The organism is Streptomyces sp. NPDC002602 (assembly GCF_042889445.1).
GTDB lineage: Bacteria > Actinomycetota > Actinomycetes > Streptomycetales > Streptomycetaceae > Streptomyces.
The window spans coordinates 667,403-691,346 of sequence record NZ_JBIAQX010000003.1 but is presented as its reverse complement, the minus strand read 5'-3'; the positions used below and the strand labels follow the sequence as shown (position 1 = coordinate 691,346).

The window sequence follows — 23,944 nt, the reverse complement described above, 5'->3', positions numbered from 1 at the left end:
TCAGCCCGTCCGTGATGCAGTTCCTCCTGGCGTTCGTCGTGGCCGTACCGCTCCTCGGCGCCGTCGCCGCACTCCTGCCGGCCCCGCCCGGCCTCAAGGGCAGGAGCCCCGAACAGGCCGTGCTGCGCCACGGCGTGAGCGTGACCGGCGTGGTCCTCGCCGCGGCGATCGCCCTGACCCTGGGCTTCGACCACGACGCCCCGTCCCGCTTCCAGGCGACGACGGACATCGGCTGGATCCCCGCGCTGGACATCCGGATCCACCTCGGCATCGACGGCATCTCGCTCCCCCTGCTCCTGATGACCGCGCTGTTGTTCTTCCTCTGCGCGCTCTACAGCTACTTCAAGTTCCCCGAGGGCCCCTCCCCGAAGGCCTTCGTCGCCCTGCTGCTCGTCCTGGAGTCCGGCACCCTCGCGACCTTCGCCGTCCTCGACCTGCTGCTGTTCTTCCTCGCCTTCGAGATGGTCCTCATCCCGATGTACTTCCTCATCGCCCGCTGGGGCGGCGCTCAGCGGCAGGCCGCCGCCTGGAAGTTCATCCTGTACACCCTCCTCGGATCCGTGGTCATGCTGCTCGGCCTGCTGCTGATCGGGCTGGACAGCGGCACTTTCGACATGGTGGCACTCGCCTCCGACAACGGCCGCGAACTGTCCCACACCACCCAGCTCCTGGCCGTGCTCGCCATCGGTCTCGGCCTCGCCGTGAAGACCCCCATGTGGCCCCTGCACAGTTGGCTGCCGGACGCGCACACCGCCGCCCCCACCGTCGGATCGGTGCTGCTGGCGGGCGTGATGCTGAAGATGGGCACGTACGGGTTCGTCCGCATCCTGCTGCCGATCACCCCCGACGGCATGGCCACCTTCGCCCCCTACCTCGGCGCGTTCGCCGTCGTCGGCATCGTCTACGGGTCCCTCGCCTGCCTCGCGTTGGCCCGCAAGGGCAACAAGGGCGACCTCAAGCGGCTCATCGCCTACTCCTCCGTCGGCCACATGGGCTTCGTGCTCCTCGGCATCGCCTCCATGACCCCCACCGGCGTCAACGGCGCGCTGTTCGCCAACATCGCCCACGGCCTGATCACCGGCCTCCTCTTCTTCCTGGTCGGCGCCCTCAAGGACCGCTACGGCACCGCCGACCTCGACACCCTCGCCGGGGCCACCGGCGCCGCCCTCTACGGCCGCGCCCCCCGCCTCGGCGCGCTCCTCGCCTTCGCCGCCGTCGCCTCCCTGGGACTGCCCGGCCTTGCCGGTTTCTGGGGCGAGATGCTGGCCCTGTTCGGCGCGTTCGACCCGGCCGAGGGACTGCCCCGGTCGGCGTTCCTCACGTACACGGCCGTCGGCGCGTTCGGCACGCTGCTCACCGCCGGCTACCTCCTGGTCGTCGTGCGCCGGGTCTGCATGGGCGACCCGAAGGCCGGACCCGAGATCACCGTCGCGGACGTCCGGCACTACGAGTTCGCCGCCTGGACCCCGCTCGTCGCCCTCACCGTCCTCGCCGGCCTGTGGCCCGCCGTCCTCCTCGGCCTCACCGACCCGGCCGTCCAGAAGCTCCTCGCAGGAGGCAACTCATGACGGTCCTGTCCGCCGCGGGCGCGCAGACCCCGAGCCTGGTCCAGTCCGTGGACTGGCTCGCCATCGCCCCCGTCGTCATCACCGCCGCCGTCGCCCTCGTCGTCCTGGTCGCGGACCTCTTCCTGCCCGAGCGGCGCAAGCCGCTGCTCGGCTGGGTCTCCGTGGCCGGGCTGGCCGCCGCGACCGTCTCCCTGCTGCCGCTGCGCGCAGGCGACCGCGCGACCTTCTGCCTCACCGGCGACCCCGGCGCGTGCAGCTACACCGCCGACCACTTCGCGCTCGTCGTGCAGTTCCTGGTGCTGGCCGGCGCCCTGGTCACCGCCCTGCTGTCGGTCACCGCCGTCCGCGACGCCCGCATGCCGGCGGGCGAGTACTGGTTCCTGCTGCTCTCCTCGGCCGCCGGCGCGGCCCTGCTGCCCGCGTCCCGGGACCTCGCCACCCTGATCGTCGCCCTCGAAGTCGCCTCGCTGCCGGCCTTCGCCCTCGTCGGCATGCGCCGCGGCGACCGGCTGTCCTCCGAGGCCGCCCTCAAGTTCTTCCTGTCCTCGGTCACCGCCACCGCCGTGTCCCTGATGGGCGTCGCCTTCGTCTACGCGGCCACCGGCTCCCTGCACCTCGCCCAGGTCGCCGATCGGCTCGAAGACGTCCCCGCGCGGTTCGACACCCTCGCCATGGCGGGCGTCGCCCTCACCCTCGTCGGCTTCGCCTTCAAGACGGCGGCCGTCCCCTTCCACTTCTGGGTCCCCGACACCTACGTGGGCGCCCCGCTGCCCATCGCGGGCTACCTCTCGGTGATCGGCAAGGCCGTCGGCTTCACCGGCCTCATCCTCGTCACCGTCATCGCCTTCCCGGCGTACTCCGACATCTGGGGCCCGGCGCTGGCCGTCCTCGCCGCGCTGACCATGACCGTCGGCAACGTCGCCGCCCTGCGCCAGTCCGCCGACCGACCCAACAGCGCCGTCCGCCTCCTCGCCTGGTCCTCGGTGGGCCAGGCCGGCTACCTGCTGGTCCCGATCGCCGCCGCCGCGTACTCCGACCGCGACCAGATCGGCTCCACCGTCGCCTACGCCCTCATGTACGCGGCCGTGAACCTCGGCGCCTTCGCCGTCGCCGCCCTGGTCGCCCGTACCAAGCCGCTGCACCGCATCGAGGACTACCGGGGCCTGTACGCCGAGCGCCCCGCCGCCGCCCTGGCCCTGGCCTTCTTCCTGCTGTGCCTGGCCGGACTGCCGCCCGGCCTCATCGGCCTCTTCGCGAAGGTCACCGTCTTCCGCTCCGCGGTCGACGCCGGCCTGGGCTGGCTGGCCGTGCTGATGGCGATCAACGTCGTGATCGCCCTGTACTACTACCTGCGCTGGACGGCCCTGCTCTTCCGCGCCCCGCGGGAGGCCACGAGCCAGTCCACGGGCGAGGGCGCGGCCCCCGCCGGGGCCCGGGTGAAGGCCCCCCTGCCGATCACCGTCGCCATCGTGCTCACCGGAGTCACCGCCCTGGTCCTCTCGGGCGCCCCGCAGCTCATCCTGCGCTTCGCCGCGGGCAGCCTCTTCCCGCAGTAGCCGCCCGCCCCGCACGCACGCCCGCCCCCGCACGCCCGCCCCGCCTGCCCGTCCCACACGCCGTGACCCGTATGGAGCAATGCCCACGGCCGCCCCGCCGCCCGGCCCACCGGTGCGGCGTCCCCGTCGTGCCCCGGGAACCAGACGCCCTCACCTCGCGTTGACCAGGAAGGAAGGGTCCACTGGACCGGAGACCCTTCGCACCGAAGATCCTGGACGGGGTCCCCCTGCCGCACCACTTGGAGGGCGTACCGTGCACCGCCGGCACAACGGGCTGAAGACCGCCGTACTCCTCGGCGGGCTGTCCGCACTCATCATCGTCATCGGAAGCTTCTTCGGGCGGGGCGGCCTGATCGTCGCCGTCCTCATCGCCCTCGGGACGAACGCGTACGCGTACTGGAACAGCGACAAGCTGGCTCTACGCGCGATGCGCGCCCGCCCCGTGAGCGAGTTCGAGGCCCCCGAGCTGTACCGCATGGTCCGCGAGCTCTCCACCTCCGCGCGCCAGCCCATGCCCCGGCTCTACATCTCGCCGACCGAGGCCCCCAACGCCTTCGCCACCGGCCGCAACCCGCGCAATGCCGCGGTCTGCTGCACCGAGGGCATCCTGCGCATCCTCGACGAACGCGAGCTGCGCGGGGTGATCGGCCACGAGCTGAGCCACGTCTACAACCGCGACATCCTCATCTCGTCCGTCGCCGGAGCACTCGCCTCCGTGATCATGTTCCTGGTCAACTTCGCCTGGCTGATCCCCATCGGCCGCTCGAACGACGACGAGGGACCCGGCCTGTTCGGCATGCTGCTGATCATGATTCTCGGCCCGCTGGCCGCGTCCGTGATCCAGCTCGCCATCAGCCGCTCGCGCGAGTACGAGGCCGACGCCTCCGGAGCCCAGCTCACCGGCGACCCGCTGGCCCTGGCGAGCGCCCTGCGCAAGCTGGACGCCGGCACCAAGCAGCTGCCGCTGCCCCCGGAACCACGCCTGGAGACGGCGAGCCACATGATGATCGCCAACCCCTTCCGCCCCGGTGAGGGATTGTCGAGGATGTTCTCGACACACCCCCCGATGGCCGAGCGCATCGCCCGGCTCGAACAGATGGCAGGCCGTACGCAGTGAAGACAATCCTGAACGTGATCTGGCTCGTACTCAGCGGCGTCTGGCTGTTCCTCGGCTACTGCCTCGCGGGTGTGATCCTCTGCATCACCATCATCGGCATCCCCTTCGGCATCGCCGCCTTCCGCATCGCGGTGTACGCCCTGTGGCCCTTCGGCTACACCACCGTCGAGCGCCACGACTCCGGCGCCGGCTCCTGCGTCGGCAACGTCCTGTGGCTGATCCTGGCGGGCTGGTGGCTGGCCCTCGGCCACATCGTCACCGGCATCGCGCTCTGCGTCACGATCATCGGCATCCCCTTCGGCATCGCCAACTTCAAGATGGTCCCGCTCTCCCTGCTCCCGCTGGGCCGTGAGATCGTCCGGACCGACGCCCCCTTCGCCTCCCGTTGACCCGCCCCGCCCCGTAGGACGAGGCGGGCCCACGGGCCCTGGTCGTCGCCCTGGGCCGTCTCTCGCGGGCCTGACCGGCAAGATCCGAAAGAGACGGCCTAGGCGACGCCCTCGCGGCCGGGGAGGGGGGTGCGGGCACGAGCCCGCTCCCATCCGTCGAGGGCCGTCAGGCAGGCGTGGTCGAGGTGCCGCAGCCCGTCCAGGTCCAGCCGTACGCGCTGCCCGGGCGGCAGCGCGTCCAAGGAGTCCAACAGCTTCGGCAGCCGCAGGAAGTTGGCGTTCCCCAGCACCCGGACACACAGCACCTCCCCCTCCCAGACCTCCTCCAGGTGCACATGGGAGCTTTCCCAGGCCGCCTTGGCGATGGCGACACCCAGTCCGACCAGCACCCCCTCGAACAGGTTGGTCGCCACGATCGCGGACGCGGTCACCACCAGCACCACGGCCTCGCCCCGGTGCGTCCGCCACAGCGCGGCCACCGCCCTGGCCGGCAGCAGCTTCCACCCGGCGTACAGCAGCACCCCGGCCAGCGCCGCGAGCGGCACCACCTCCAGCACCTGGGGGAGGGCCACGGCGAACAGCAACAGCCAAGCCCCGTGCATCACCCGAGCCGCCCGGGTCCGAGCCCCCGCCTCCACGTTCGCGGCGCTGCGCACGATCACCGCGGTCATCGGCAGCGCCCCGAGCAGCCCGCAGGTGAGGTTCCCGACGCCCTGGGCGACCAGCTCCCGGTCGTAGTGGGTGCGCGGTCCGTCGTGCATGCGGTCGACGGCCGCCGCGCTGAACAGGGTCTCCGCGGACGCGATGAGCGCGAGCGCCACCACGGTTCCGACGGCTCCCACGGACAGCAGCACCCTGAAGTCGTCCAGAGCCGGCAGGGTCACCGCCTCCAGCACGCCCGTCACCCGCACCCGGTCCACCGGGAGCCGCAACAGCGTGGCCGCGGCGGTCGCCGCCGCCACGCCGACGAGCGCCCCCGGCACGAGCCTGATCCGGGCCGGCACGTGGCGCCAGAGCACCATCACGGCGATGGTCCCGGCCCCGAGCGCCACGGCGGCCCAGTCGGCCTGCGCCCCGAGCACGTGCACCCCGCCCAGCTTCGCGAGGGTCTGCCCGGGGGCCCGGACCCCGCCCAGCGCGTACAACTGACCGGCGATCAGCACGAGCCCGATCCCGGCCAGCATCCCCTGCACCACGGCGACGGAGATCGCCCGGAACCACCGCCCGAGCCGGAGCGCCCCCATGCCGAGCTGCAGCAGCCCGGCGGCCACCACCAGCGCCCCGAGCGCGGGCGGACCGTACGTCTGCACGGCCTCGTAGACGAGTACGGTCAGCCCCGCGGCCGGGCCGCTGACCTGGAGCGAACTTCCGCGGAACCAGCCGGTGACGAGGCCTCCGACCACCCCGGTGACGATGCCGAGTTCGGCCGGCACCCCGGAGGCGACGGCGACGCCCACACAGAGCGGCAGCGCGACGAGCGCGACGACGACGGACGCCCCGAAGTCTTCGCGAAACGTACCGGCCCCAGGCATGCGAGAACCCCCTGCCACGTGATGGATGGTTGCCACCAGCGTGGTGGGCGCACCGGCCCGCGCCCAGTGACCACAGGGGTCGGCGACGGAGCACGCGCCGCACACGCCCCGCACACGCGCGGCCCACCACCCGGACGGCCCGGGGACGACGGGGCACCGCCCCGAACCGGCGACCACCGGCGCCGGAGCGCAGCGGGCCCGTCCACGGACACGAACGGGCGCAGCCGTGACGGGCCTCTTCACCTCGTTGCAGGTGGACACCTCACCGCGCGGCATCTTCGCCGCGCGGGGCCTTCGTCGCGGGCGGGGTCACGGACGCGGGAACGGCGGCCGACACGTCGCGGGCGGCCTCGCGACCGCGCGCGGGACGCGGCTCTGCCGGATCTCTCGACGGCAGGCCGATGAAAGGCCGTTCACGGTGGAAGGGGCGGGGCGGCCGGATTCGAACCGGCGTCCTCCTCCATGCTGTGTAGGCGCACTACCTCTGTGCTACGACCCCGCTTGCCGTGATCATAGCCGGCCCGCCCACCACGGGGCCGGCGATTTTTTTGCCGACAGGCGCGCCGAGCCGCCCCTGCGGCCGGACGGCGAGGGCACAACGCGAGCACACGTCGAGACGGTCCTCGGCGCTGTGCCCCCGTTGTGCCCCGCCAAGCTCACCTAGAAGCGTCGGTGCAGGTCAGAGACCCTGATCAGCGGTAGTTCACAAACTGGATCGCGAAGTCCAGGTCCTTGCCCTTGAGGAGGGCCTGGATGGTCTGGAGGTCGTCGCGGCTCTTGGAGCTGACGCGCAGCTCCTCGCCCTGGACCAGAGCCTTGACGCCCTTGGGACCCTCGTCACGAATGATCTTCGCGACCTTCTTGGCGTTCTCCTGGGAGATGCCCTCCTCGATCGTCGCGAAGATCTTGTACTCCTTGCCGGACAGCTGCGGCTCACCGGCGTCCAGGGCCTTGAGCGAGATCCCGCGCTTGACCAGCTTGGTCTCGAAGACGTCGAGGACGGCCTTCACTCGCTCCTCGGAGTTCGCCTCCAGCAGGATCTTCTCGCCGGACCAGGCGATCGACGCGCCCGTCCCCTTGAAGTCGTAACGCTGGGACAGTTCCTTGGCGGCCTGGTTGAGGGCGTTGTCGACCTCCTGCCGCTCGACCTTCGAGACGATGTCGAAACTGGAGTCGGCCATGTGCTGTGGCTCCTTGAAGTCGGCTGTGTGGTGCCCCGGAGGGCGCGGCCGGACAACCCCGGCCCGCTCCGCAAAGCCTAGCCACCGCGCCCACGTGCGGCGCTGATCAATCCTGTGGCGAAGCACCCCCGGCCATCGGGTATTGTTTACGTCGTTGCCACGGAGCGCCGCCGCAAGGCGGAAAAACGGCAACATCTCTTGGCGGTGTGCCCGAGTGGCCAAAGGGAGCAGACTGTAAATCTGCCGGCTCAGCCTACCCAGGTTCGAACCCTGGCGCCGCCACGCGAAAGAGGCCCCCGTTCACCCAGTGAACGGGGGCCTTCTTCGTTCCCCGGCCGACCTCACTCCACCGTCAGGTGGTACGTGATGTCGACCCAGAAGCCGTTCGTCGCGGACGCCGCGATCTCCAGTACGTACTGACCCGCCGGAAGCGGGTCGAGTCCGCACCACAGGCCCCAGGCGACCCGGGGTATCCCCAGGGACTGGAACGGCTTCGACGAGAACTCCTCCAGCCTCAGCGGCACGCTGTTCAGGGCCGCCCGCGCCCGCGCCACGGTCGGTATCCACGGTCTCGTGACGAACGGGACCGCCGCCCGCTGGGTGTTCAACACCGGGAAGAACAACCGGCGACCGCTCGGGACCGTGCACCGCCGCACCACGCGGCCACCGTGGGTCCCGGCGAGGAACCACAGGTCCTCGGGCTGACGCCACCCGGCGTCGCGCCCCGTGGTGTCACCGACGGGGCTGCGGTCCTCCGGCGCGGACAGGGCCCACTTCCACCACCGGGCGGCGAGCCGAGCCCCCTCCGCCTCGCCGATCCGCCAGTCGCCGTCGCCCATGCCCCACCCCGGTGCCTCGTACGACCGTCCCCGCGGCCGAATCCGCAGTGACCCTATCGGGCGCCTCCCGCGCACCGATGGGGACGCCGGATCGTTCAAGGGGCGTGCATGGGACATCGGACACACGAGGCAAGATCGGGGGCGGCGTCCTGCTCGCCCTGCTCGGCGCCGGCATCCCGGCCCTGGTCGGGGCGGCTCTGGACACCCGCGTGGGGGAGCCGTACCAGGAGACGCGGCTGTACTTCGGTACCGAGCGCCCGGGAGGTCAGGGGCCGGTCGGGGAGGGGGAGTTCACCCGCTTCCTGGACGACGAGATCACCCCGGCCTTCCCCGAGGGGCTCACCGTCCACCACGGGCGGGGCCAATGGCGCGGCCGTGACGGCCGGATCGTCCACGAGACCTCGTACGAGGTGGTGTTGCCGTACCCCGAGAAGGAGGCGCAGGAGCGCGGCGCGCGCATCGAACGCATCCGGCGGACGTACGAACACCGGTTCCGGCAGGACTCGGTGGGCCGCTCGGACGACAAGGTCAGCGCGGAGTTCTGAACAACCCGGGGCCCGGTCTCCCGGTCCGGGCCCCGCGTCCGACGTCAGTTGCCCGCCACGTCCTTGACGGCCACCGAGACCGGGGTCGAGCCCGAGAGCAGTTCCAGGATCAGGCCCGCCGTCGCCGGGGTCTCGATCAGCTCCGCGAGGACCGCCGCCACGTCGTCGAGCGGGACCGACCCCCGGCCCGTGTCCGCCTCCAGGCGGACCAGGCCCGTGCCGGCCTGATCGGTGAGCGCGCCCGGGCGCAGGATCGTCCACTCCAGGCCCAGCCGGGTGCGGAGGTGGTCGTCGGCCTCGCCCTTGGCCCGCAGGTAGAAGTCGAAGACCTCGTCCCCGTCGTGGCGGGCGTCGGCGCCCATCGAGGAGACCATCAGGAAGCGCCGTACGCGGGCCCGTTCGGCCGCGTCGGCGAAGAGGACCGCCGCGGCCCGGTCCACGGTGTCCTTGCGGTCGATACCGCTGCCCGCTCCCGCCCCGGCCGCGAACACGGCCACGTCGGCGCCCTGGAGGATCCCCGCCACGTGCTCGACGGTCGCCGACTCCAAATCGCAGAGCACCGGTTCGGCCCCCGCGTCCCGCAGGTCGTCGCCCTGCTCCGGGTCGCGGACGATGCCCGCGACCTCGTACCCGCGCGCGGAGAGCAGGCGCTCCAGCCGCAGCGCGATCCGACCGTGTCCACCCGCGATGACGATGCGCATGCCCCGACCGTACGTCGAGCCGGGCGCCCGCGCCCGCGAAGCGGCGGCGAACGGCCCCCGCCGCTCAGGGCCCGGGCTCGGTGCGCCCCTGCCGGGGCAGGTCCAGGGCCACCGCGACCGCCGAGTCGCAGTACTCCCGTACGGCACTCGTCCGGGCTACGACCCGACCCCGGTGGATCACGATCCGGCTGTACGCCAGCGACAGCACCCCGGCGATGCGGTCCCCGCGCACCGCGAGCAGTTCCGCCGGGAAGCCCGCCTCCACCCGCACCTCGGGCAGACCCATGGCCTCGCGGGCGCGGGCGCTGACCGTCTCGTAGGCCTCCGCCGCCCGGAGTCCGCCCTGGGAGGCCAACAGGTACGCCGCTTCGAGCGGGTCGCCCCGGCCGACCGGGTTGCCGGCGTCGCGCAGGGCCCCGCTCCCGGCCGCGACCCGGACCCCGGCGGCACGGAGCAGCCGGACCGGTGCGGTGCGCAGCCCGCGCCGCTCCAGGGCCGCGCAGTCCCCCTGCGGCAGGCAGGTGACCCGTACGCCGGCCGCGGCCAGTTGGTCGGCGGCGCGGGTCGCCACGTCCAGCGGGAGCCGGGACAGACCGCCGCAGGGGCCGATGCCGACACCGGGGCGCAGCCCGCCGGCCATGGCCGCGAGCCGGGCCAGGCGCACCGGGTCGTCCCCGTCCGTGTGGAGGTCCACGGGGCAGCCGTGCTCGGCGGCGAGCTCCAGGACGGCTTCGACGAAGCCGGTGGGGTCGGGGTCGAGGTCCGGGCAGCCACCGATCACGGAGGCCCCCATCTTGACGGCGTCACGGAGCATGGCGAGTCCGTCCGCCCCGGCGACACCGGTCAGCAGCCGGGGCACGGCGACGGTGGTCAGGTCGGTGAGGCCGCGCAGCGAGCGGCGGGCCTGGAGCACGGCCTCCATCGGGCCGAGCCCGTGGACGTCGCCGATCCGTACGTGGGAGCGCAGGGCGGTGGCGCCGTGCCCGAGCTGGAGCAGCGCCGCCTCGGTGGCCCGTCGCTGCACCTCGTCGGGGGCGTGGGAGACGGGCCCCTCGCCGTCCGCGGTCAGGGCTGTGTCGCCGTGCGCGTGCGGCTCGGCGGGGGCCGGCAGCAGCAGGTACCCGGTCAGGTCGACGCGGGACAGCGCGGGGGCGGGCAGGCTCCCGGGGGTCCCGACGGCCTGGATGCGGCCGCCCCCGCCGAGCCGGACGTCGACGGTGCGGCCGTCGGTGAGGCGGGCGCCGGCGAGCAGCAGGGTGGTGGACTCGGGTCCGGCGGCGGGACCGCCCGCGTGACCGCGGGGGCCGTGTGCGGGTCCATGGCCGCCACCCTCGCCCCGGCCGCCGTGCGGGGAGTGGGACGGCTGCTGCGGCGGGCTGTCGGACATCGCGCTCCTGCGGTGGCTCGGGCGCTTCCCGGGTCCGTGGCCGCGGCCCGCGGCCCAAGATCACGCAGCGTGCCCCGAGCCTAGGGCGCGGGGCTCTCCGGTTCGCGGAGGAGCGAAATAGTCGTACCGGTGTGGTGCCCCGCGACGGGATCCGGAGTGCGCCGGCGCGGAAGAGGGCGCTCGTGATGCACAGAGCGTGAGATCGGGGCGGAAGCATCGGTGCGGACCGTGTGACCTCGCCCACATTCGACCCGGAAAGCCGTGGAAATGGAGGCGGGAGAGGAGCGCGGGCCGATCCGGCGATCCGGGCCGGACCCCTCGGAGCCCGGCCCCCGCAAAGGATTTGGGCGATCGGCGGGCAACCGTGTAATGTCTTCCTCGCTCGCCCCAATAGCTCAGTCGGTAGAGCGTCTCCATGGTAAGGAGAAGGTCTGCGGTTCGATTCCGCATTGGGGCTCTGGTGAGAGAGGTTCCCCACCCTCGGGTGGGGAGTCGATCACATCAAAGCGGCGTAGCTCAGTCGGTAGAGCAAGCGGCTCATAATCGCTGTGTCACCGGTTCAAGTCCGGTCGCCGCTACACACAGTAGCCGATTGCGGGGTCGGTCTCCCGGTCGGCTACTCTTGTATGCGTTCATCCGTCCCAATTGTCCGTCAAGGAGCACTCACGTGGCTGCCACCGACGTCCGCCCGAAGATCACGCTGGCCTGCGTGGAGTGCAAGGAGCGGAACTACATCACCAAGAAGAACCGGCGTAACGACCCGGACCGTCTTGAGATGAAGAAGCACTGCCCGCGTTGCAACTCGCACACCGCGCACCGCGAGACCCGCTGACCCTGGCGAGTCTCGAATACAGGCACCGTCACGAGGCCGTCCCCTTTCATCGGGGGGCGGCCTCGTGTCGTTTCCGCGTCCGGATCCCTTCCCGCCCCACCCCTGTTCCCCGTGCGTGACGTTCCCCGCGCCCGAGGGGCCCGAGGTCGCCGCGCGGGCACACGATCCGCGACGCGTTCCTCGTGACTTTCAGTCCCTCAACAGGAGGTAGTGAGCCATGGCCCTCGACCAGACCTTCGTGGGGCGGAGCTACCCGCCCACCGATCCGTACGAGGTCGGCCGGGAGAAGATCCGCGAATTCGCCGTCGCCATCGGTGACGAGAATCCCGTCTACACCGACCCCGAAGCCGCGAAGGCGCTCGGTCACCAGGACGTGATCGCGCCGCCGACCTTCGTGTTCGCCATCACCTTCCAGGCGGCGAGCCAGGTCATCGAGGACCCGCAGTTGGGTCTGGACTACAGCCGCGTCGTGCACGGCGACCAGAAGTTCGCGTACGTCCGCCCCGTGCGGGCCGGCGACCGGCTCTCCGTGACCTCCACCATCGAGGCCGTGAAGTCGCTCGCGGGCAACGACATCATCGACATCCGGGGCGAGGTCCACGACGCCTCCGGCGAGCACGTGGTGACGGCGTGGACCAAGCTCGTGTCCCGCGCTCCCCAGGAGGCCTGAGATGACCGCGCAGATCCAGTACGCCGACGTGGAGGTCGGCACCGAACTCCCCGCGGGGTCCTTCCCCGTGACGCGCGCCACGCTCGTCCGGTACGCGGGCGCCTCCGGTGACTTCAACCCGATCCACTGGAACGAGAGGTTCGCCAAGGAGGTCGGGCTGCCGGACGTGATCGCGCACGGCATGTTCACCATGGCCGAGGCGATCCGGGTGGTCACCGACTGGCTGGGCGACCCGGGCGCGGTCGTCGAGTACGGGGTGCGCTTCACCAAGCCCGTCGTCGTCCCGGACGACGAGCAGGGTGCGCTGATCGAGGTCACCGCCAAGGTGGCGGCCAAGCTGGACGACAACCGGGTCCGGGTGGACCTGACGGCGATGAGCGCGGGACAGAAGGTCCTGGGCATGTCGCGCGCGGTGGTCCGACTGGCCTGAGGTCGGCGCACGCGACCGTCGGCCGGGGCCGTCCCGCCCCGGCAGGACGGTCGCGGCTCCGCCGCGGACGTCCTACCGGGGGGCCGCGGCGAGCAGTCGGCGGGCGGCCTCCGCGACCGCCTCGCGGACGGCCGGGTCGGTGATCGTCCCCGTCTCCTCGTCCACTGCGGCCCGGGGTACCGGCACCCGCGCGCAGGCCTCCTCCACGACGCTCGCCCCCGTGTACCCGAGGACCGTGCGCAACGCCCGATGAGCCCCGGCGGCGCCGGTCGGGGACGAGGACGCGTTGATCCAACCGACCGGCTTGTCCACGATCTCGACGCCGCCGACCGTCCAGTCCAGCAGGTTCTTGAACGAGCCCGGGAGATCGCCCGCGTACTCCGGCGTGCAGAACAGCACCGCGTCCGCCCGCGCGATCAGCTCGCGCAGCCGGACGACCTCGGCCGGCAGGGGTTCGACGTCGTCGTCCGGATTGAAGTGCGGGAGCCTCGCCAGGTCGAGGTAGGGCGTGGCGCGCACCGTGTCGCCGAGGACCTCGGGAACCGTCAGGATCACCGAGGTGTTGGTCGAGCCGGCGCGGGTGCTTCCGCTGATCAGGGCGAGGTGCGGGGTTCGGGTCACGGACGTGATGCTACGGCCGTGCGCCGCCCCGGCCGAGGGGGTCGGGGGTGCGGCCCGCGAGAGGCGTTGACGAAGTTAGTGATTGAGTACTAACTTATCCGTATGGCAAGGATGAGCGCAGACGAGCGACGCGAGAGCGTCATTCGTGCGGCGATGCACGAGTTCGCGCGTGGCGGTTACCACGGGACCTCCACCGAGACGATCGCCAAGCGGGTGGGCGTCTCGCAGCCGTACCTGTTCCGGCTGTTCCCGAGCAAGCAGGCGATCTTTGTCGAAGCCGTCGCCCGCTGCACCGAGGACATTCGGCTCGCCTTCGAGGAGGCCTCCGAGGGCCTCGACGGCGAGGACGCGCTCAAGGCCATGGCGGAGGCGTACACGCGGCTCATCGCCGAGCACCCCGACAAGCTCCTGATGCAACTCCAGTCGAACGTGGCCGTGGCGGCCGCCGAGGCCGAGGGGGAGACGGAGTTCGGGGTGATGGTCCGGGCCGGTTGGATGCGCCTGTGGGACACCGTGCGGGCGGCGATCGGCGGCGACGCCGACCAGACCGCCGGCTTCATGGCGCACGGGATGCTCATCAACACCCTCTCCGCCCTGGGCTTCCCGCCCGAGCACCGCGTCTGGGAGGGGTGCCGCCTCCTGGACGCGGCGGGCGATCCCGCACCCGACATCCGTACGAGCGCTTAGCGCGCGACCGGTCGCGTCTCGGCCGGGCCACCGTTCGACGCCGTCCCGGCGGTCGTGCGGGCAAGAAAGTTAGTCAGCAATAACTAACAAACAGTATCCGTAGGGGGAAACGTGGACAGGCAAGGCATCGCACCCGGCGACACGAGCGCCGACACCAGGCTCAAGGCACCCGCCGTCTGGGCCCTCATCCTCACCGGCGTCGCCAGCTTCATGGCGGCCCTCGACAACCTCGTCGTCACCACCGCCCTGCCCGCGATCCGCGAGGACCTCGGCGGCAAGCTGGAGGACCTGGAGTGGACGGTGAACGCCTACACGCTCACCTTCGCCGTGCTCCTCATGTTCGGCTCCGCCCTCGGTGACCGCTTCGGCCGCCGCCGGCTGTTCATCGTCGGCCTCTCGATCTTCACCGGCGCCTCCGCCGCCGCGGCCCTCTCGCCCGGCATAGACGAGCTGATCGCCGCCCGGGCCGTCCAGGGCGTGGGCGCGGCGATCATGATGCCGCTCACCCTCACCCTCCTCACCGCCGCCGTCCCGGCCGCCCGGCGCGGCATGGCCCTCGGCATCTACGGAGCCGTCACCGGCCTCGCCGTCGCCAGCGGCCCCCTCATCGGCGGCAGCCTCACCGAACACATCTCCTGGCAGTGGATCTTCTGGCTCAACGTGCCGATCGGTCTCGCCCTGATCCCCCTCGCCCGACTCCGCCTCGCCGAGTCCACGGCCCCCGACTCCCGCCTCGACGTCCCCGGCACGATCCTGATCAGCGGCGGCCTCTTCGGCATCGTCTACGCCCTGGTCAACGCCAACTCCGACGGCTGGACCAGCGCCCCCGTGCTCACCGGCCTGATCGTCGGCGGCGCGCTCGTCGCCGCGTTCATCCGCCACGGCATACGCCACGCGAACCCCATGCTCCCCATGCGGCTCTTCCGTAACCGGGGCTTCCTCGGGATCAACCTGGCCAGCCTGCTGATGTTCCTCGGCATGTTCGGATCGATCTTCCTGCTCGCCCAGTTCCTCCAGGGCGTCGCCGGCTACTCGCCCACCGAGGCCGGACTGCGCATGCTCCCCTGGACCGGCATGCCGATGATCGTCGCGCCGATCGCGGGCATCCTCTCCGACCGGATCGGGGGCCGGCCGGTCGTCGCCGCCGGACTGGCGTTCCAGGCCCTCGGCCTCGGCTGGTTCGCGATGATCCTCAGCGCCGACGTCTCGTACGCCGCCCAACTCCCCGCCCTCATCCTCAGCGGCATCGGCATGGCCCTGTACTTCGCCCCCGCCGCCAACGTGCTGATGTCCACCGTGGCCCCCGCCGACCAGGGCAAGGCCTCCGGCACCAACAACGCCCTCCGCGAGGTCGGCGGAGCCCTCGGAGTCGCCGTCCTCGCCTCCGTCTTCTCCGCCCAGGGCGGCTACGAGAGCCCCCAGGCCTTCACCGACGGCACGATCCCCGCCCTGTGGATCGGCGCCGTCGCCGTCGCCCTCGCCGCCGGCCTCGCCCTCCTGCTCCCGGGCAAGGCCAAGACGCGGGACCAGGACCGCCCCGGGACTCCCGCGAGCCCCGAAGCCGCCGCCCCGGCGCCGGCCAAGGTGCCCGCCGCCGGCTGAGGCAGGGCCCCGTGTCGGCGGGCACCCCGCCGACACGGGCGAAGAACCGGTACGGTCCGTGGCCCCGCAGGGATGCGAGGGGGACGGACCGTACTCTTGTCCCCGTGCAGGAACTCCACGACGCCCCCCTCGCCCCGCTGACCACCTTCCGCCTCGGCGGCCCCGCGGCCCGGCTGGTCACCGCGACCACCGACGCCGAGGTGATCGCCGTCGTCCGCGCCGCGGACGAGAGCGGCACCCCACTGCTGCTCATCGGCGGCGGCAGCAACCTCGTCATCGGTGACCGGGGATTCGCCGGCACCGCCCTGCGCATCGCCACCACCGGGTTCACCCTCGACGGCACGAGCCTGGAGCTCGCCGCCGGCGAGAACTGGAGCGACGCCGTCGCCCGCACCGTCGAAGCCGGCCTCGCCGGCATCGAGTGCCTCGCCGGGATCCCCGGCTCCGCCGGCGCCACGCCCATCCAGAACGTCGGGGCGTACGGCCAGGAAGTCCGCGACACCATCACCGAGGTCGTCGCCTACGACCGCACCACCGGCGAGACGGTCACCCTCCCCGCCGACGCGTGCGGCTTCCGCTACCGCAACAGCACCTTCAAGGACCAGCCCGACCGCTACGTCGTCCTGCGCGTGCGCTTCGCCCTCGAAGACGCCGGCGGCCTGTCCGCGCCGATCAAGTACCCCGAGACCGCCCGCGCCCTCGGCGTGGAGGCCGGTGACCGCGTCCCGGCCACCACCGCCCGCGAGACCGTACTGCGCCTGCGCGCCGGCAAGGGCATGGTCCTGGACCCCGCCGACCACGACACCTGGTCGGCCGGCTCGTTCTTCCACAACCCGATCCTGACCGACGAGGCGTACGCCGCCTTCCTCGCCCGCGTCCAGGACCGCCTCGGCGCCGAGACCGCCCCGCCCGCCTACCCCGCCGGCGACGGCCGGACGAAGACCAGCGCGGCCTGGCTGATCGACAAGGCCGGCTTCACCAAGGGCTACGGCACCGGCCCCGCCCGCATCTCCACCAAGCACACCCTCGCCCTCACCAACCGCGGCGAGGCCACCACCGAGGACCTCCTCGCCCTGGCCCGCGAGGTCGTCGCGGGCGTCCACGCGGCCTTCGGCGTCACCCTGGTCAACGAACCGGTGACGGTCGGCGTCAGCATCTGAGGAGTCCCGGCCGCCATGCAATGCCCCCTGCACGGTGCCGGCACGGACCCCACCCGGCTGGTGGGACGCACGATCAGCGGCGTCGTCGCGTCCTGGCACGTCTACGAGGGCGAACGCTCCGAGGCGCCGCTCGACGTGTGGCTGATCGACAACGAGGGCGAGTCCACCCGCATCACCACCGGGTCCGACCAGTGCCTCATCGTCGAGTCGGAGTCACCGCACGCGCCCTACGACATGGGGGAGTGGGGCCGCATCGAGGTCGGCGAGGACCTCGGCGACCACCCCTTCCTGCGCCACCTCGGCGAGACCGTCGCCACCGTGGCCGAGTACGCCGTCCCCGAGACCGGACGCACCCACCTGGAGATCGGCTTCGTCGACGGCGACCGGGTCCGGGCCGACTGTCACGAGGGAGACCTGCGGCTCACCCGGTGAGCCAGTGGTCGATCCCCGCCAGCAGCTTCCCCTGGACGTCCTCCGGCGCGGCCGAACCGCGCACCGACTGCCGGGCAAGCTCCGCCAACTCCGCGTCCGTGAAACCGTGGTGGCGGCGCGCGATCTCGTACTGGGCCGCCAGCCGGGACCCGAACAGCAGCGGGTCGTCCGCCCCCAGCGCCATCGGCACCCCCGCCTCGAAGAGCGTGCGCAGCGGCACGTCCTCGGGGCGCTCGTAGACGCCCAGGGCCACGTTGGACGCCGGACAGACCTCACAGGTGACCTGCCGGTCCGCGAGCCGCTTCAGCAGCCGCGGATCCTCGGCCGCCCGCACGCCGTGCCCGATGCGGGAGGCGTCCAGGTCGTCCAGGCAGTCCCGCACCGAGGCCGGGCCGGTCAGCTCCCCGCCATGCGGGGCCGCCAACAGGCCGCCCTCGCGGGCGATGGCGAAGGCCCGGTCGAAGTCACGGGCCATCCCGCGGCGTTCGTCGTTGGAGAGACCGAAGCCGACGATGCCGCGATCGGCGTACCGGACGGCCAGCCGGGCCAGGGTCCGGGCGTCGAGGGGGTGCTTCATGCGGTTCGCCGCGATGATCACCCGCATCCCCAGGCCGGTCTCCCGGGAGGCCGCGTCCACGGCGTCGAGGATGATCTCCACGGCCGGGATCATCCCGCCGAGGAGCGGGGCATAGGAAGTGGGATCCACCTGGATCTCCAGCCAGCCGCTGCCGTCCCGCACGTCCTCCTCGGCGGCCTCGCGCACCAGCCTGCGGATGTCGTCGGGCTCGCGCAGACAGGACCGGGCCGTGTCGTAGAGCCGCTGGAAGCGGAACCAGCCCCGCTCGTCGGTGGCCCGCAGCTTGGGTGGTTCACCGCCGGTCAGGGCCTCGGGCAGGCGCACGCCGTACTTGTCGGCGAGCTCCAGCAGGGTCGACGGGCGCATCGAGCCGGTGAAGTGCAGGTGGAGGTGGGCTTTCGGCAGAAGCGTGAGATCGCGTACGTGCTCCATCCGGTGATCCTGCCGTACTCACGCGCCGAGCGGGAGGGCGTTTTACCCATCGGGGTCTTGCTCGAACGGGTGAGCGACTCCCGCCGGACCCCGCGGACGCCCGAGCGGCGGCCCCCCGAACCGGGGAACCGCCGCTCGTGAACCGCTCGGAAAGCCCCGTAGGACTAGGCCTTGGCCTCCGCCAGCAGCTTCTGGATCCGGGACACGCCCTCCACCAGGTCCTCGTCGCCCAGCGCGTACGAGAGACGGAGGTAACCCGGGGTGCCGAAGGCCTCGCCCGGGACGACCGCGACCTCGGCCTCGTCGAGGATCAGCGCGGCCAGCTCGACGGAGGTCTGCGGGCGCTTGCCGCGGATCTCCTTGCCGAGGACGTCCTTGACCGACGGGTACACGTAGAAGGCACCCTCGGGCGTCGGGCAGAACACGCCGTCGATCTCGTTCAGCATCCGCACGATCGTCTGGCGGCGGCGGTCGAAGGCGACGCGCATCTCGTGGACCGCGTCCAGGTTGCCGGACACGGCGGCCAGCGCCGCGACCTGCGCCACGTTGGAGACGTTGGAGGTCGCGTGGGACTGGAGGTTGGTCGCGGCCTTCACGACGTCCTTCGGGCCGATGATCCAGCCCACGCGCCAGCCCGTCATCGCGTACGTCTTGGCGACGCCGTTCACGATGATGCACTTGTCGGCCAGCTCGGGAACGATCGCCGGCAGCGAGACGAACTTCGCGTCGCCGTAGACCAGGTGCTCGTAGATCTCGTCCGTCAGGACCCACAGACCCTTGTCGGCGGCCCAGCGGCCGATCGCCTCGGCGTCGGCCTCGGAGTAGACGGCGCCCGTCGGGTTGGAGGGGGAGACGAACAGGACGACCTTGGTGCGCTCGGTGCGCGCGGCCTCCAGCTGCTCGACCGAGACCCGGTAGCCGGTGGTCTCGTCGGCGACGACCTCCACCGGGACGCCGCCCGCGAGGCGGATCGACTCCGGGTAGGTGGTCCAGTACGGAGCCGGGACGATGACCTCGTCACCCGGGTCGAGGATGGCCGCGAACGCCTCGTAGATCGCCTGCTTGCCGCCGTTGGTCACCAGGATCTGGGAGGCGTCGACCTCGTAGCCGGAGTCGCGCAACGTCTTCGCGGCGATCGCGGCCTTCAGCTCCGGCAGACCGCCGGCCGGCGTGTAGCGGTGGTTCCTCGGGTTGCGGCAGGCCTCGACGGCGGCCTCGACGATGTAGTCCGGCGTCGGGAAGTCGGGCTCGCCGGCGCCGAAGCCGATCACCGGGCGCCCGGCGGCCTTGAGGGCCTTGGCCTTGGCGTCCACGGCGAGGGTGGCGGACTCGGAAATGGCGCCGATACGGGCGGACACCCGGCGCTCGGAGGAAGGCGTTGCAGAGGTCATGGGTCCAATCGTCCCAGACGGCCCGGAAGCGCCGCACACCGTTTCAGGTACCGGACGAACGAGATCCGGACGCCCCTCGCGGCGGCTTCTGTTCGACGTCAGGGCCAGGAGCACGTATGCTCACCTGTCGTTGGACCTCGCCGACAGCTCCAAAGCGTGCGCACTCCGTGCACTCGCTCGGATGCGGTAGGTTGGGGAACGCAAAGGGTCGTAGCTCAATTGGTAGAGCACTGGTCTCCAAAACCAGCGGTTGGGGGTTCGAGTCCCTCCGGCCCTGCTCCACACTCCTTCTCGGACGTGTGCGCAGGTACGTACTTCGATGCAACGCCGTGCGGCGCAACCGGGCGCGGCTACGGCCACGACCCGGATTCAGGTGAGAGACGTGACGGACGCCCTGGGCTCCATCGACATGCCTGACGCCGAGGACGACACTCGCGAGAAGAAGGCCCGCAAGGGCGGCAAGCGCGGCAAGAAGGGCCCTCTGGGCCGGCTCGCGCTGTTCTACCGCCAGATCGTCGCGGAACTCCGCAAGGTTGTATGGCCGACCCGCAACCAACTCACGACGTACACCACCGTGGTGATTGTCTTCGTCGTCATCATGATCGGTCTGGTGACCGTGATTGACTATGGGTTCCAGGAAGCCATCAAGTTCGTCTTCGGCTGATCCCCGCGGAGGGCGGCGCCTTGATGGGTGCCGCCCGTTTTCGCATGTTCGACCACCTTTTGTATCCAGGAAGAAGCAGCCACCGTGTCTGACCCGAACCTGAACGTGAGCCCCGACTCCGTCGAGTCCGTCGAGGACGAGCTCGACATCGTCGAGGCTGCAGACGCCGTGGACCCCGACGAAGCCGAGCTCGCCGACGCCGAGGCGGGTGCCGCGGCCGAAGAGGCCGCGCTGCACGTCGAGGACGAGGTTGACGCGCAGGCCGAGGACGACGCGGAGGCCGAAGAGGCCACCGACGACGTCGAGACCGACGACGAGGACGCCGAAGAGGCCGAGGACGACGAGGCTGCCGAAGAGGCCGCCGAGGTCGAGCCCGCCGAGCCGGTCGACCCCACCGAGGCCCTGCGCCAGGAGCTGCGCTCCCTGCCGGGCGAGTGGTACGTGATCCACACCTACGCGGGCTACGAGAAGCGCGTGAAGGCGAACCTGGAGCAGCGTGCCGTCTCGCTGAACGTCGAGGAGTTCATCTACCAGGCCGAGGTGCCCGAGGAAGAGATCGTCCAGATCAAGAACGGCGAGCGCAAGAACGTCCGGCAGAACAAGCTGCCCGGCTACGTTCTCGTCCGCATGGATCTGACGAACGAGTCCTGGGGCGTCGTCCGCAACACCCCCGGTGTCACCGGATTCGTCGGCAACGCCTACGACCCGTACCCGCTGACCCTGGACGAGATCCTCAAGATGCTCGCGCCGGAGGCCAAGGAGAAGGCCGACAAGGCCGCCGCCGAGGCCGCGGGCCTGCCCGCGCCCGCCGTCAAGCGCACCATCGAGGTCCTCGACTTCGAGGTCGGCGACTCGGTCACCGTCACCGACGGCCCGTTCGCGACGCTGCAGGCGACGATCAACGAGATCAACCCGGACTCGAAGAAGGTCAAGGGTCTCGTCGAGATCTTCGGCCGCGAGACCCCGGTCGAGCTCAGCTTCGACCAGATCCAGAAGAACTGATCACGTTCCTCTGAGCAACTGCTTCGAACAGGTCAGATCGCCCCGAAAAGGGTGGTCTGACCTGCTCGGTTTTTAGCCTCGCACCGATACCCGTTATCGTGGTGCGGTATGCCTCCATCCGGATGACCGGATGAAGGCGAAAACTCTCACTAGGACCCGGAGAGAGCAATGCCTCCCAAGAAGAAGAAGATCACGGGGCTTATCAAGCTCCAGATCAAGGCCGGTGCGGCCAACCCGGCTCCGCCGGTCGGCCCCGCGCTCGGTCAGCACGGCGTCAACATCATGGAGTTCTGCAAGGCCTACAACGCCGCGACCGAGTCGCAGCGTGGCATGGTCGTGCCGGTGGAGATCACGGTCTACGACGACCGTTCCTTCACCTTCATCACCAAGACTCCGCCGGCCGCGCGCCTCATCCTGAAGAGCGCGGGCGTGGAGAAGGGCTCCGGCGAGCCGCACAAGACCAAGGTCGCGAAGCTCACGCGTGACCAGGTCCGCGAGATCGCCACGCTCAAGATGCCTGACCTGAACGCCAACGACATCGACGCGGCCGAGAAGATCATCGCCGGCACCGCGCGTTCGATGGGCATCACGGTCGAAGGCTGATTCAGCCACACCGCCCGGCAACACCAGTGGTAGGGCCAAGCGCTGGTCCGCACCACGACTCCACGCCTGAAGTCACAACACAGGAGCAGAAGTGAAGCGCAGCAAGACTCTCCGCGCTGCGGACGCCAAGGTCGACCGGGAGAAGCAGTACGCCCCGCTCGAGGCCGTCCGTCTCGCCAAGGAGACCTCCGCCACCAAGTTCGACAGCACCGTCGAGGTCGCCTTCCGCCTGGGTGTAGACCCGCGCAAGGCCGACCAGATGGTCCGCGGCACCGTGAACCTCCCGCACGGCACCGGCAAGACCGCCCGGGTCCTGGTCTTCGCGACCGGTGACCGTGCTGCGGCCGCGGAAGCCGCCGGCGCCGACATCGTCGGCGACGACGAGCTGATCAACGAGATCGCGAAGGGCAACCGCCTCAACGAGTTCGACGCCGTTGTCGCCACCCCGGACCTCATGGGCAAGGTCGGCCGCCTCGGCCGCGTGCTCGGTCCCCGTGGCCTCATGCCGAACCCGAAGACCGGCACCGTCACGATGGACGTCGCCAAGGCTGTCACCGAGATCAAGGGTGGCAAGATCGAGTTCCGCGTCGACAAGCACTCGAACCTGCACTTCATCATCGGCAAGGTCTCCTTCTCCGATGAGCAGCTCGTCGAGAACTACGGCGCGGCCCTGGACGAGATCCTTCGTCTGAAGCCGTCCGCCGCGAAGGGCCGTTACATCAAGAAGGCCGCCCTGAGCACCACGATGGGTCCCGGCATCCAGCTGGACTCGAACCGCACCCGGAACCTCCTCGTCGAGGAAGACCCGGCCGCGGTCTGAGCCTCACGGCTCTGAGCCCTCGGGCTCGCTGAACGGCAGAACGGGCCCCTCGGCTCCCTCACGGGAGCCGAGGGGCCCGTTTTCTTTGCCCGAACCATGTGGAGCGCGCCACACCTGCACGGATTGACGGGAAATGCGCACGACGAGTGTGGATCACGCCACGTATGGTCGAAATTAGTCAAACAATCACACCAGGGGTGGGGACTCCAACATGCTCGTACACCGCAACAAGACCGCCGGCGCCGTGCTGGCCGCCGTCCTGCTCGTGGGTGGCGCCACGGCCTGCGAGGACGGCAAGAAGGACGGAGCGGCCAAGTCGGCGGCCCCGGCCGCCGCGGCGCCGTCCAAGGCCGCCATCGAGGTCTCGCCGGCCGCGTACCTGGAGAAGGTGAAGAAGAAGTCCGAGGAGATCACCTCGCTTCGCTACACCATGTCCGGGAGCGCCATGGGCCAGAAGGTCTCCGGCGAGGTCTCCATGCGCATGAAGCCCACGGTGGCCATGGCCATGAAGATGGCCACCCCCGCTGACACGGGCGCCGCCGGGTCGGTCGAGATGCGCCTGCTGGACGGTGCCATGTACATGGGCAGCGAGGGCAAGTGGATGAAGTTCGACATGAAGGCGATGGGCGCCGAGACCTCCAAGAAGATGGAAGGCCTCGGTCAGGGCGCGCAGGGTGAGAACCCGGGAGACAAGGCCGACGAGCTGCTCAAGTCCGAGGACCTCAAGTCCCTCGGCGAGGAGACCATCGACGGCGTGAAGACGCGGCACCTCGTCGGCACCGTCCCCCTGGAGAAGATGCGGGCCTCGCTGGCGTCGGGCACCCCGGAGACCAAGGAGCGCCGGGAGAAGTCCCTCAAGGCGATGGAGGACGAGGGCATCAAGAGCCTGACCGTGGACATGTGGATCGACGAGCAGGACCACACCAAGCAGGTCCGCACCCGCGGCACCGCCGCCAAGGGCCCGATGGACATGACCATGAAGTTCCTCGACTACAACAAGCCGGTCGAGATCGTCGCCCCGCCGGCCGACCAGGTCATGGACCTCGCCGAGATGATGAAGGACGGCGGCGAGCAGGGCTGATCGGCCCCCTCCCGAACCCGCCGTACGAGCTGATCCCGAGCGGATTTGCTTGACAACGTCTGGTTCACGTACGATTCCCCGGAAGCCAAAGACCGCTGGTCGTTGCCGTGCTCGCAAGGGTGCGG

General features: G+C 70.9%; 25 protein-coding genes and 5 tRNA genes. 21 read left to right on the top strand and 9 right to left on the bottom strand.

The window, feature by feature from the left end; genetic code table 11:
* Positions 1 to 14 precede the first annotated feature (14 nt).
* The 4 genes from ACFYW3_RS12535 to ACFYW3_RS12520 all read left to right on the top strand — a co-directional run bounded on the left by ACFYW3_RS12535 (position 15) and on the right by ACFYW3_RS12520 (position 4,630).
* On the top strand, positions 15 to 1,568 hold the full coding sequence (locus tag ACFYW3_RS12535) for a NuoM family protein (protein ID WP_389386272.1): 1,554 nt from the start codon (positions 15 to 17) through the stop codon (positions 1,566 to 1,568).
* A complete protein-coding gene (locus ACFYW3_RS12530; RefSeq protein WP_389386201.1) occupies positions 1,565 to 3,124 on the top strand; it encodes an NADH-quinone oxidoreductase subunit N in 1,560 nt (519 codons plus the stop codon). The genes ACFYW3_RS12535 and ACFYW3_RS12530 overlap by 4 nt, the downstream gene beginning before the upstream one ends.
* Before the next feature lie 253 nt (positions 3,125 to 3,377).
* Entirely contained in the window at positions 3,378 to 4,241 is an 864-nt protein-coding gene (htpX, locus tag ACFYW3_RS12525; RefSeq protein WP_266970183.1) for a zinc metalloprotease HtpX, read from the top strand.
* On the top strand, positions 4,238 to 4,630 hold the full coding sequence (locus ACFYW3_RS12520) for a YccF domain-containing protein (RefSeq protein ID WP_351752089.1): 393 nt from the start codon (positions 4,238 to 4,240) through the stop codon (positions 4,628 to 4,630). The genes htpX and ACFYW3_RS12520 overlap by 4 nt, the downstream gene beginning before the upstream one ends.
* A 98-nt stretch (positions 4,631 to 4,728) precedes the next feature.
* Here the strand turns inward: ACFYW3_RS12520 and ACFYW3_RS12515 are convergent, their stop codons facing one another.
* The 3 genes from ACFYW3_RS12515 to ACFYW3_RS12505 form a co-directional block, all read right to left on the bottom strand.
* A complete protein-coding gene (locus ACFYW3_RS12515) occupies positions 4,729 to 6,162 on the bottom strand; it encodes a SulP family inorganic anion transporter (RefSeq protein WP_389386200.1) in 1,434 nt (477 codons plus the stop codon).
* A gap of 426 nt (positions 6,163 to 6,588) precedes the next feature.
* A tRNA-Ala gene (locus tag ACFYW3_RS12510) sits at positions 6,589 to 6,663 on the bottom strand.
* A gap of 191 nt (positions 6,664 to 6,854) precedes the next feature.
* The gene (locus tag ACFYW3_RS12505; RefSeq protein ID WP_351752086.1) at positions 6,855 to 7,343 is read right to left on the bottom strand and encodes a YajQ family cyclic di-GMP-binding protein; all 489 of its coding nucleotides are present in this window, start codon (positions 7,341 to 7,343) and stop codon (positions 6,855 to 6,857) included.
* 200 nt (positions 7,344 to 7,543) lie between these two features.
* Here ACFYW3_RS12505 and ACFYW3_RS12500 point away from each other — a divergent pair.
* Positions 7,544 to 7,625 (top strand) — tRNA-Tyr (locus tag ACFYW3_RS12500).
* A 59-nt stretch (positions 7,626 to 7,684) separates the two neighbouring features.
* Here the strand turns inward: ACFYW3_RS12500 and ACFYW3_RS12495 are convergent.
* The gene (locus ACFYW3_RS12495) at positions 7,685 to 8,182 is read right to left on the bottom strand and encodes a hypothetical protein (protein ID WP_351752084.1); all 498 of its coding nucleotides are present in this window, start codon (positions 8,180 to 8,182) and stop codon (positions 7,685 to 7,687) included.
* Positions 8,183 to 8,286: 104 nt separating this feature from the next.
* Between ACFYW3_RS12495 and ACFYW3_RS12490 the strand changes: the two genes are divergently transcribed.
* Positions 8,287 to 8,727 carry a DUF3574 domain-containing protein gene (locus ACFYW3_RS12490; RefSeq protein ID WP_351752082.1) on the top strand — a complete coding sequence of 147 codons (441 nt, stop codon included), beginning with the start codon at positions 8,287 to 8,289 and terminating at the stop codon, positions 8,725 to 8,727.
* 44 nt (positions 8,728 to 8,771) lie between these two features.
* Here ACFYW3_RS12490 and ACFYW3_RS12485 read toward each other — a convergent pair whose 3' ends face one another.
* Positions 8,772 to 9,428 carry an SDR family oxidoreductase gene (locus ACFYW3_RS12485; RefSeq protein ID WP_351752081.1) on the bottom strand — a complete coding sequence of 219 codons (657 nt, stop codon included), beginning with the start codon at positions 9,426 to 9,428 and terminating at the stop codon, positions 8,772 to 8,774.
* Positions 9,429 to 9,492: 64 nt separating this feature from the next.
* A complete protein-coding gene (locus ACFYW3_RS12480) occupies positions 9,493 to 10,815 on the bottom strand; it encodes an amidohydrolase family protein (protein ID WP_351752079.1) in 1,323 nt (440 codons plus the stop codon).
* 384 nt (positions 10,816 to 11,199) lie between these two features.
* Between ACFYW3_RS12480 and ACFYW3_RS12475 the strand changes: the two genes are divergently transcribed.
* The 5 genes from ACFYW3_RS12475 to ACFYW3_RS12455 all read left to right on the top strand — a co-directional run bounded on the left by ACFYW3_RS12475 (position 11,200) and on the right by ACFYW3_RS12455 (position 12,747).
* A tRNA-Thr gene (locus tag ACFYW3_RS12475) sits at positions 11,200 to 11,272 on the top strand.
* Positions 11,273 to 11,320: 48 nt separating this feature from the next.
* Positions 11,321 to 11,393: transfer RNA gene (locus tag ACFYW3_RS12470), tRNA-Met, on the top strand.
* 89 nt (positions 11,394 to 11,482) lie between these two features.
* On the top strand, positions 11,483 to 11,647 hold the full coding sequence (gene rpmG, locus ACFYW3_RS12465) for a 50S ribosomal protein L33 (protein WP_006604855.1): 165 nt from the start codon (positions 11,483 to 11,485) through the stop codon (positions 11,645 to 11,647).
* A 217-nt stretch (positions 11,648 to 11,864) separates the two neighbouring features.
* Positions 11,865 to 12,317, top strand: coding sequence for a MaoC family dehydratase N-terminal domain-containing protein (locus tag ACFYW3_RS12460; RefSeq protein WP_351752077.1), 453 nt, complete (start codon positions 11,865 to 11,867; stop codon positions 12,315 to 12,317).
* A gap of 1 nt (position 12,318) precedes the next feature.
* Complete coding sequence (locus ACFYW3_RS12455; protein WP_389386199.1) at positions 12,319 to 12,747, top strand: MaoC family dehydratase; 429 nt, start codon at positions 12,319 to 12,321, stop codon at positions 12,745 to 12,747.
* 72 nt (positions 12,748 to 12,819) lie between these two features.
* On the opposite strand, the gene ACFYW3_RS12450 is transcribed toward ACFYW3_RS12455, so the two are convergent.
* On the bottom strand, positions 12,820 to 13,368 hold the full coding sequence (locus tag ACFYW3_RS12450; protein WP_389386198.1) for an NADPH-dependent FMN reductase: 549 nt from the start codon (positions 13,366 to 13,368) through the stop codon (positions 12,820 to 12,822).
* Between the two features lie 102 nt (positions 13,369 to 13,470).
* On the opposite strand from ACFYW3_RS12450, the gene ACFYW3_RS12445 reads away from it, so the two are divergent.
* The 4 genes from ACFYW3_RS12445 to ACFYW3_RS12430 all read left to right on the top strand — a co-directional run bounded on the left by ACFYW3_RS12445 (position 13,471) and on the right by ACFYW3_RS12430 (position 17,249).
* Positions 13,471 to 14,055, top strand: a complete 585-nt coding sequence (locus tag ACFYW3_RS12445; protein ID WP_389386197.1) for a TetR/AcrR family transcriptional regulator — start codon at positions 13,471 to 13,473, stop codon at positions 14,053 to 14,055.
* 111 nt (positions 14,056 to 14,166) lie between these two features.
* A complete protein-coding gene (locus ACFYW3_RS12440; protein ID WP_389386196.1) occupies positions 14,167 to 15,657 on the top strand; it encodes a DHA2 family efflux MFS transporter permease subunit in 1,491 nt (496 codons plus the stop codon).
* Between the two features lie 11 nt (positions 15,658 to 15,668).
* The gene (locus ACFYW3_RS12435; RefSeq protein WP_389386195.1) at positions 15,669 to 16,817 is read left to right on the top strand and encodes a UDP-N-acetylmuramate dehydrogenase; all 1,149 of its coding nucleotides are present in this window, start codon (positions 15,669 to 15,671) and stop codon (positions 16,815 to 16,817) included.
* A gap of 15 nt (positions 16,818 to 16,832) precedes the next feature.
* Positions 16,833 to 17,249 carry a hypothetical protein gene (locus ACFYW3_RS12430; protein WP_389386194.1) on the top strand — a complete coding sequence of 139 codons (417 nt, stop codon included), beginning with the start codon at positions 16,833 to 16,835 and terminating at the stop codon, positions 17,247 to 17,249.
* On the opposite strand, the gene ACFYW3_RS12425 is transcribed toward ACFYW3_RS12430, so the two are convergent.
* Together ACFYW3_RS12425 and ACFYW3_RS12420 are read right to left on the bottom strand one after the other, a co-directional pair.
* Positions 17,239 to 18,258, bottom strand: a complete 1,020-nt coding sequence (locus tag ACFYW3_RS12425; RefSeq protein ID WP_053682635.1) for an adenosine deaminase — start codon at positions 18,256 to 18,258, stop codon at positions 17,239 to 17,241. The two genes, ACFYW3_RS12430 and ACFYW3_RS12425, sit on opposite strands and share 11 nt — an antisense overlap.
* A gap of 164 nt (positions 18,259 to 18,422) precedes the next feature.
* Positions 18,423 to 19,649 (bottom strand): pyridoxal phosphate-dependent aminotransferase, encoded by a 1,227-nt coding sequence (locus ACFYW3_RS12420; RefSeq protein ID WP_351752067.1) that lies wholly within the window; start codon positions 19,647 to 19,649, stop codon positions 18,423 to 18,425.
* Between the two features lie 204 nt (positions 19,650 to 19,853).
* Here ACFYW3_RS12420 and ACFYW3_RS12415 point away from each other — a divergent pair.
* The 6 genes from ACFYW3_RS12415 (at position 19,854) to ACFYW3_RS12390 (ending at position 23,819) form a co-directional block, all read left to right on the top strand.
* A tRNA-Trp gene (locus ACFYW3_RS12415) sits at positions 19,854 to 19,926 on the top strand.
* Positions 19,927 to 20,031: 105 nt separating this feature from the next.
* A complete protein-coding gene (secE, locus tag ACFYW3_RS12410) occupies positions 20,032 to 20,313 on the top strand; it encodes a preprotein translocase subunit SecE (RefSeq protein ID WP_030298162.1) in 282 nt (93 codons plus the stop codon).
* Between the two features lie 84 nt (positions 20,314 to 20,397).
* Positions 20,398 to 21,315, top strand: coding sequence for a transcription termination/antitermination protein NusG (gene nusG, locus ACFYW3_RS12405; RefSeq protein ID WP_389386193.1), 918 nt, complete (start codon positions 20,398 to 20,400; stop codon positions 21,313 to 21,315).
* A gap of 168 nt (positions 21,316 to 21,483) precedes the next feature.
* Entirely contained in the window at positions 21,484 to 21,918 is a 435-nt protein-coding gene (gene rplK / locus ACFYW3_RS12400; protein ID WP_053682632.1) for a 50S ribosomal protein L11, read from the top strand.
* Between the two features lie 91 nt (positions 21,919 to 22,009).
* Positions 22,010 to 22,738: a 50S ribosomal protein L1 gene (gene rplA / locus ACFYW3_RS12395; protein ID WP_053682631.1), complete on the top strand. Its 729-nt coding sequence runs from the start codon at positions 22,010 to 22,012 to the stop codon at positions 22,736 to 22,738.
* Positions 22,739 to 22,949: 211 nt separating this feature from the next.
* Entirely contained in the window at positions 22,950 to 23,819 is an 870-nt protein-coding gene (locus ACFYW3_RS12390; protein ID WP_351752064.1) for an LppX_LprAFG lipoprotein, read from the top strand.
* Positions 23,820 to 23,944: the final 125 nt, after the last annotated feature.

Excerpts from the sequence above, each read along its gene's own strand:
- ACFYW3_RS12515 (WP_389386200.1), bottom strand. The coding sequence starts at position 6,162 with ATGCCTGGGGCCGGTACGTTTCGCGAAGACTTCGGGGCGTCCGTCGTC.
- ACFYW3_RS12460 (WP_351752077.1), top strand. The coding sequence starts at position 11,865 with ATGGCCCTCGACCAGACCTTCGTGGGGCGGAGCTACCCGCCCACCGAT.
- ACFYW3_RS12445 (WP_389386197.1), top strand. The coding sequence starts at position 13,471 with ATGGCAAGGATGAGCGCAGACGAGCGACGCGAGAGCGTCATTCGTGCG.
- rplK (WP_053682632.1), top strand. The coding sequence starts at position 21,484 with ATGCCTCCCAAGAAGAAGAAGATCACGGGGCTTATCAAGCTCCAGATC.
- ACFYW3_RS12480 (WP_351752079.1), bottom strand. The coding sequence starts at position 10,815 with ATGTCCGACAGCCCGCCGCAGCAGCCGTCCCACTCCCCGCACGGCGGC.
- ACFYW3_RS12535 (WP_389386272.1), top strand. The coding sequence starts at position 15 with ATGCAGTTCCTCCTGGCGTTCGTCGTGGCCGTACCGCTCCTCGGCGCC.
- ACFYW3_RS12495 (WP_351752084.1), bottom strand. The coding sequence starts at position 8,182 with ATGGGCGACGGCGACTGGCGGATCGGCGAGGCGGAGGGGGCTCGGCTC.
- ACFYW3_RS12430 (WP_389386194.1), top strand. The coding sequence starts at position 16,833 with ATGCAATGCCCCCTGCACGGTGCCGGCACGGACCCCACCCGGCTGGTG.
- ACFYW3_RS12485 (WP_351752081.1), bottom strand. The coding sequence starts at position 9,428 with ATGCGCATCGTCATCGCGGGTGGACACGGTCGGATCGCGCTGCGGCTG.
- ACFYW3_RS12425 (WP_053682635.1), bottom strand. The coding sequence starts at position 18,258 with ATGGAGCACGTACGCGATCTCACGCTTCTGCCGAAAGCCCACCTCCAC.
- ACFYW3_RS12455 (WP_389386199.1), top strand. The coding sequence starts at position 12,319 with ATGACCGCGCAGATCCAGTACGCCGACGTGGAGGTCGGCACCGAACTC.
- ACFYW3_RS12420 (WP_351752067.1), bottom strand. The coding sequence starts at position 19,649 with ATGACCTCTGCAACGCCTTCCTCCGAGCGCCGGGTGTCCGCCCGTATC.
- ACFYW3_RS12505 (WP_351752086.1), bottom strand. The coding sequence starts at position 7,343 with ATGGCCGACTCCAGTTTCGACATCGTCTCGAAGGTCGAGCGGCAGGAG.
- ACFYW3_RS12530 (WP_389386201.1), top strand. The coding sequence starts at position 1,565 with ATGACGGTCCTGTCCGCCGCGGGCGCGCAGACCCCGAGCCTGGTCCAG.
- ACFYW3_RS12390 (WP_351752064.1), top strand. The coding sequence starts at position 22,950 with ATGCTCGTACACCGCAACAAGACCGCCGGCGCCGTGCTGGCCGCCGTC.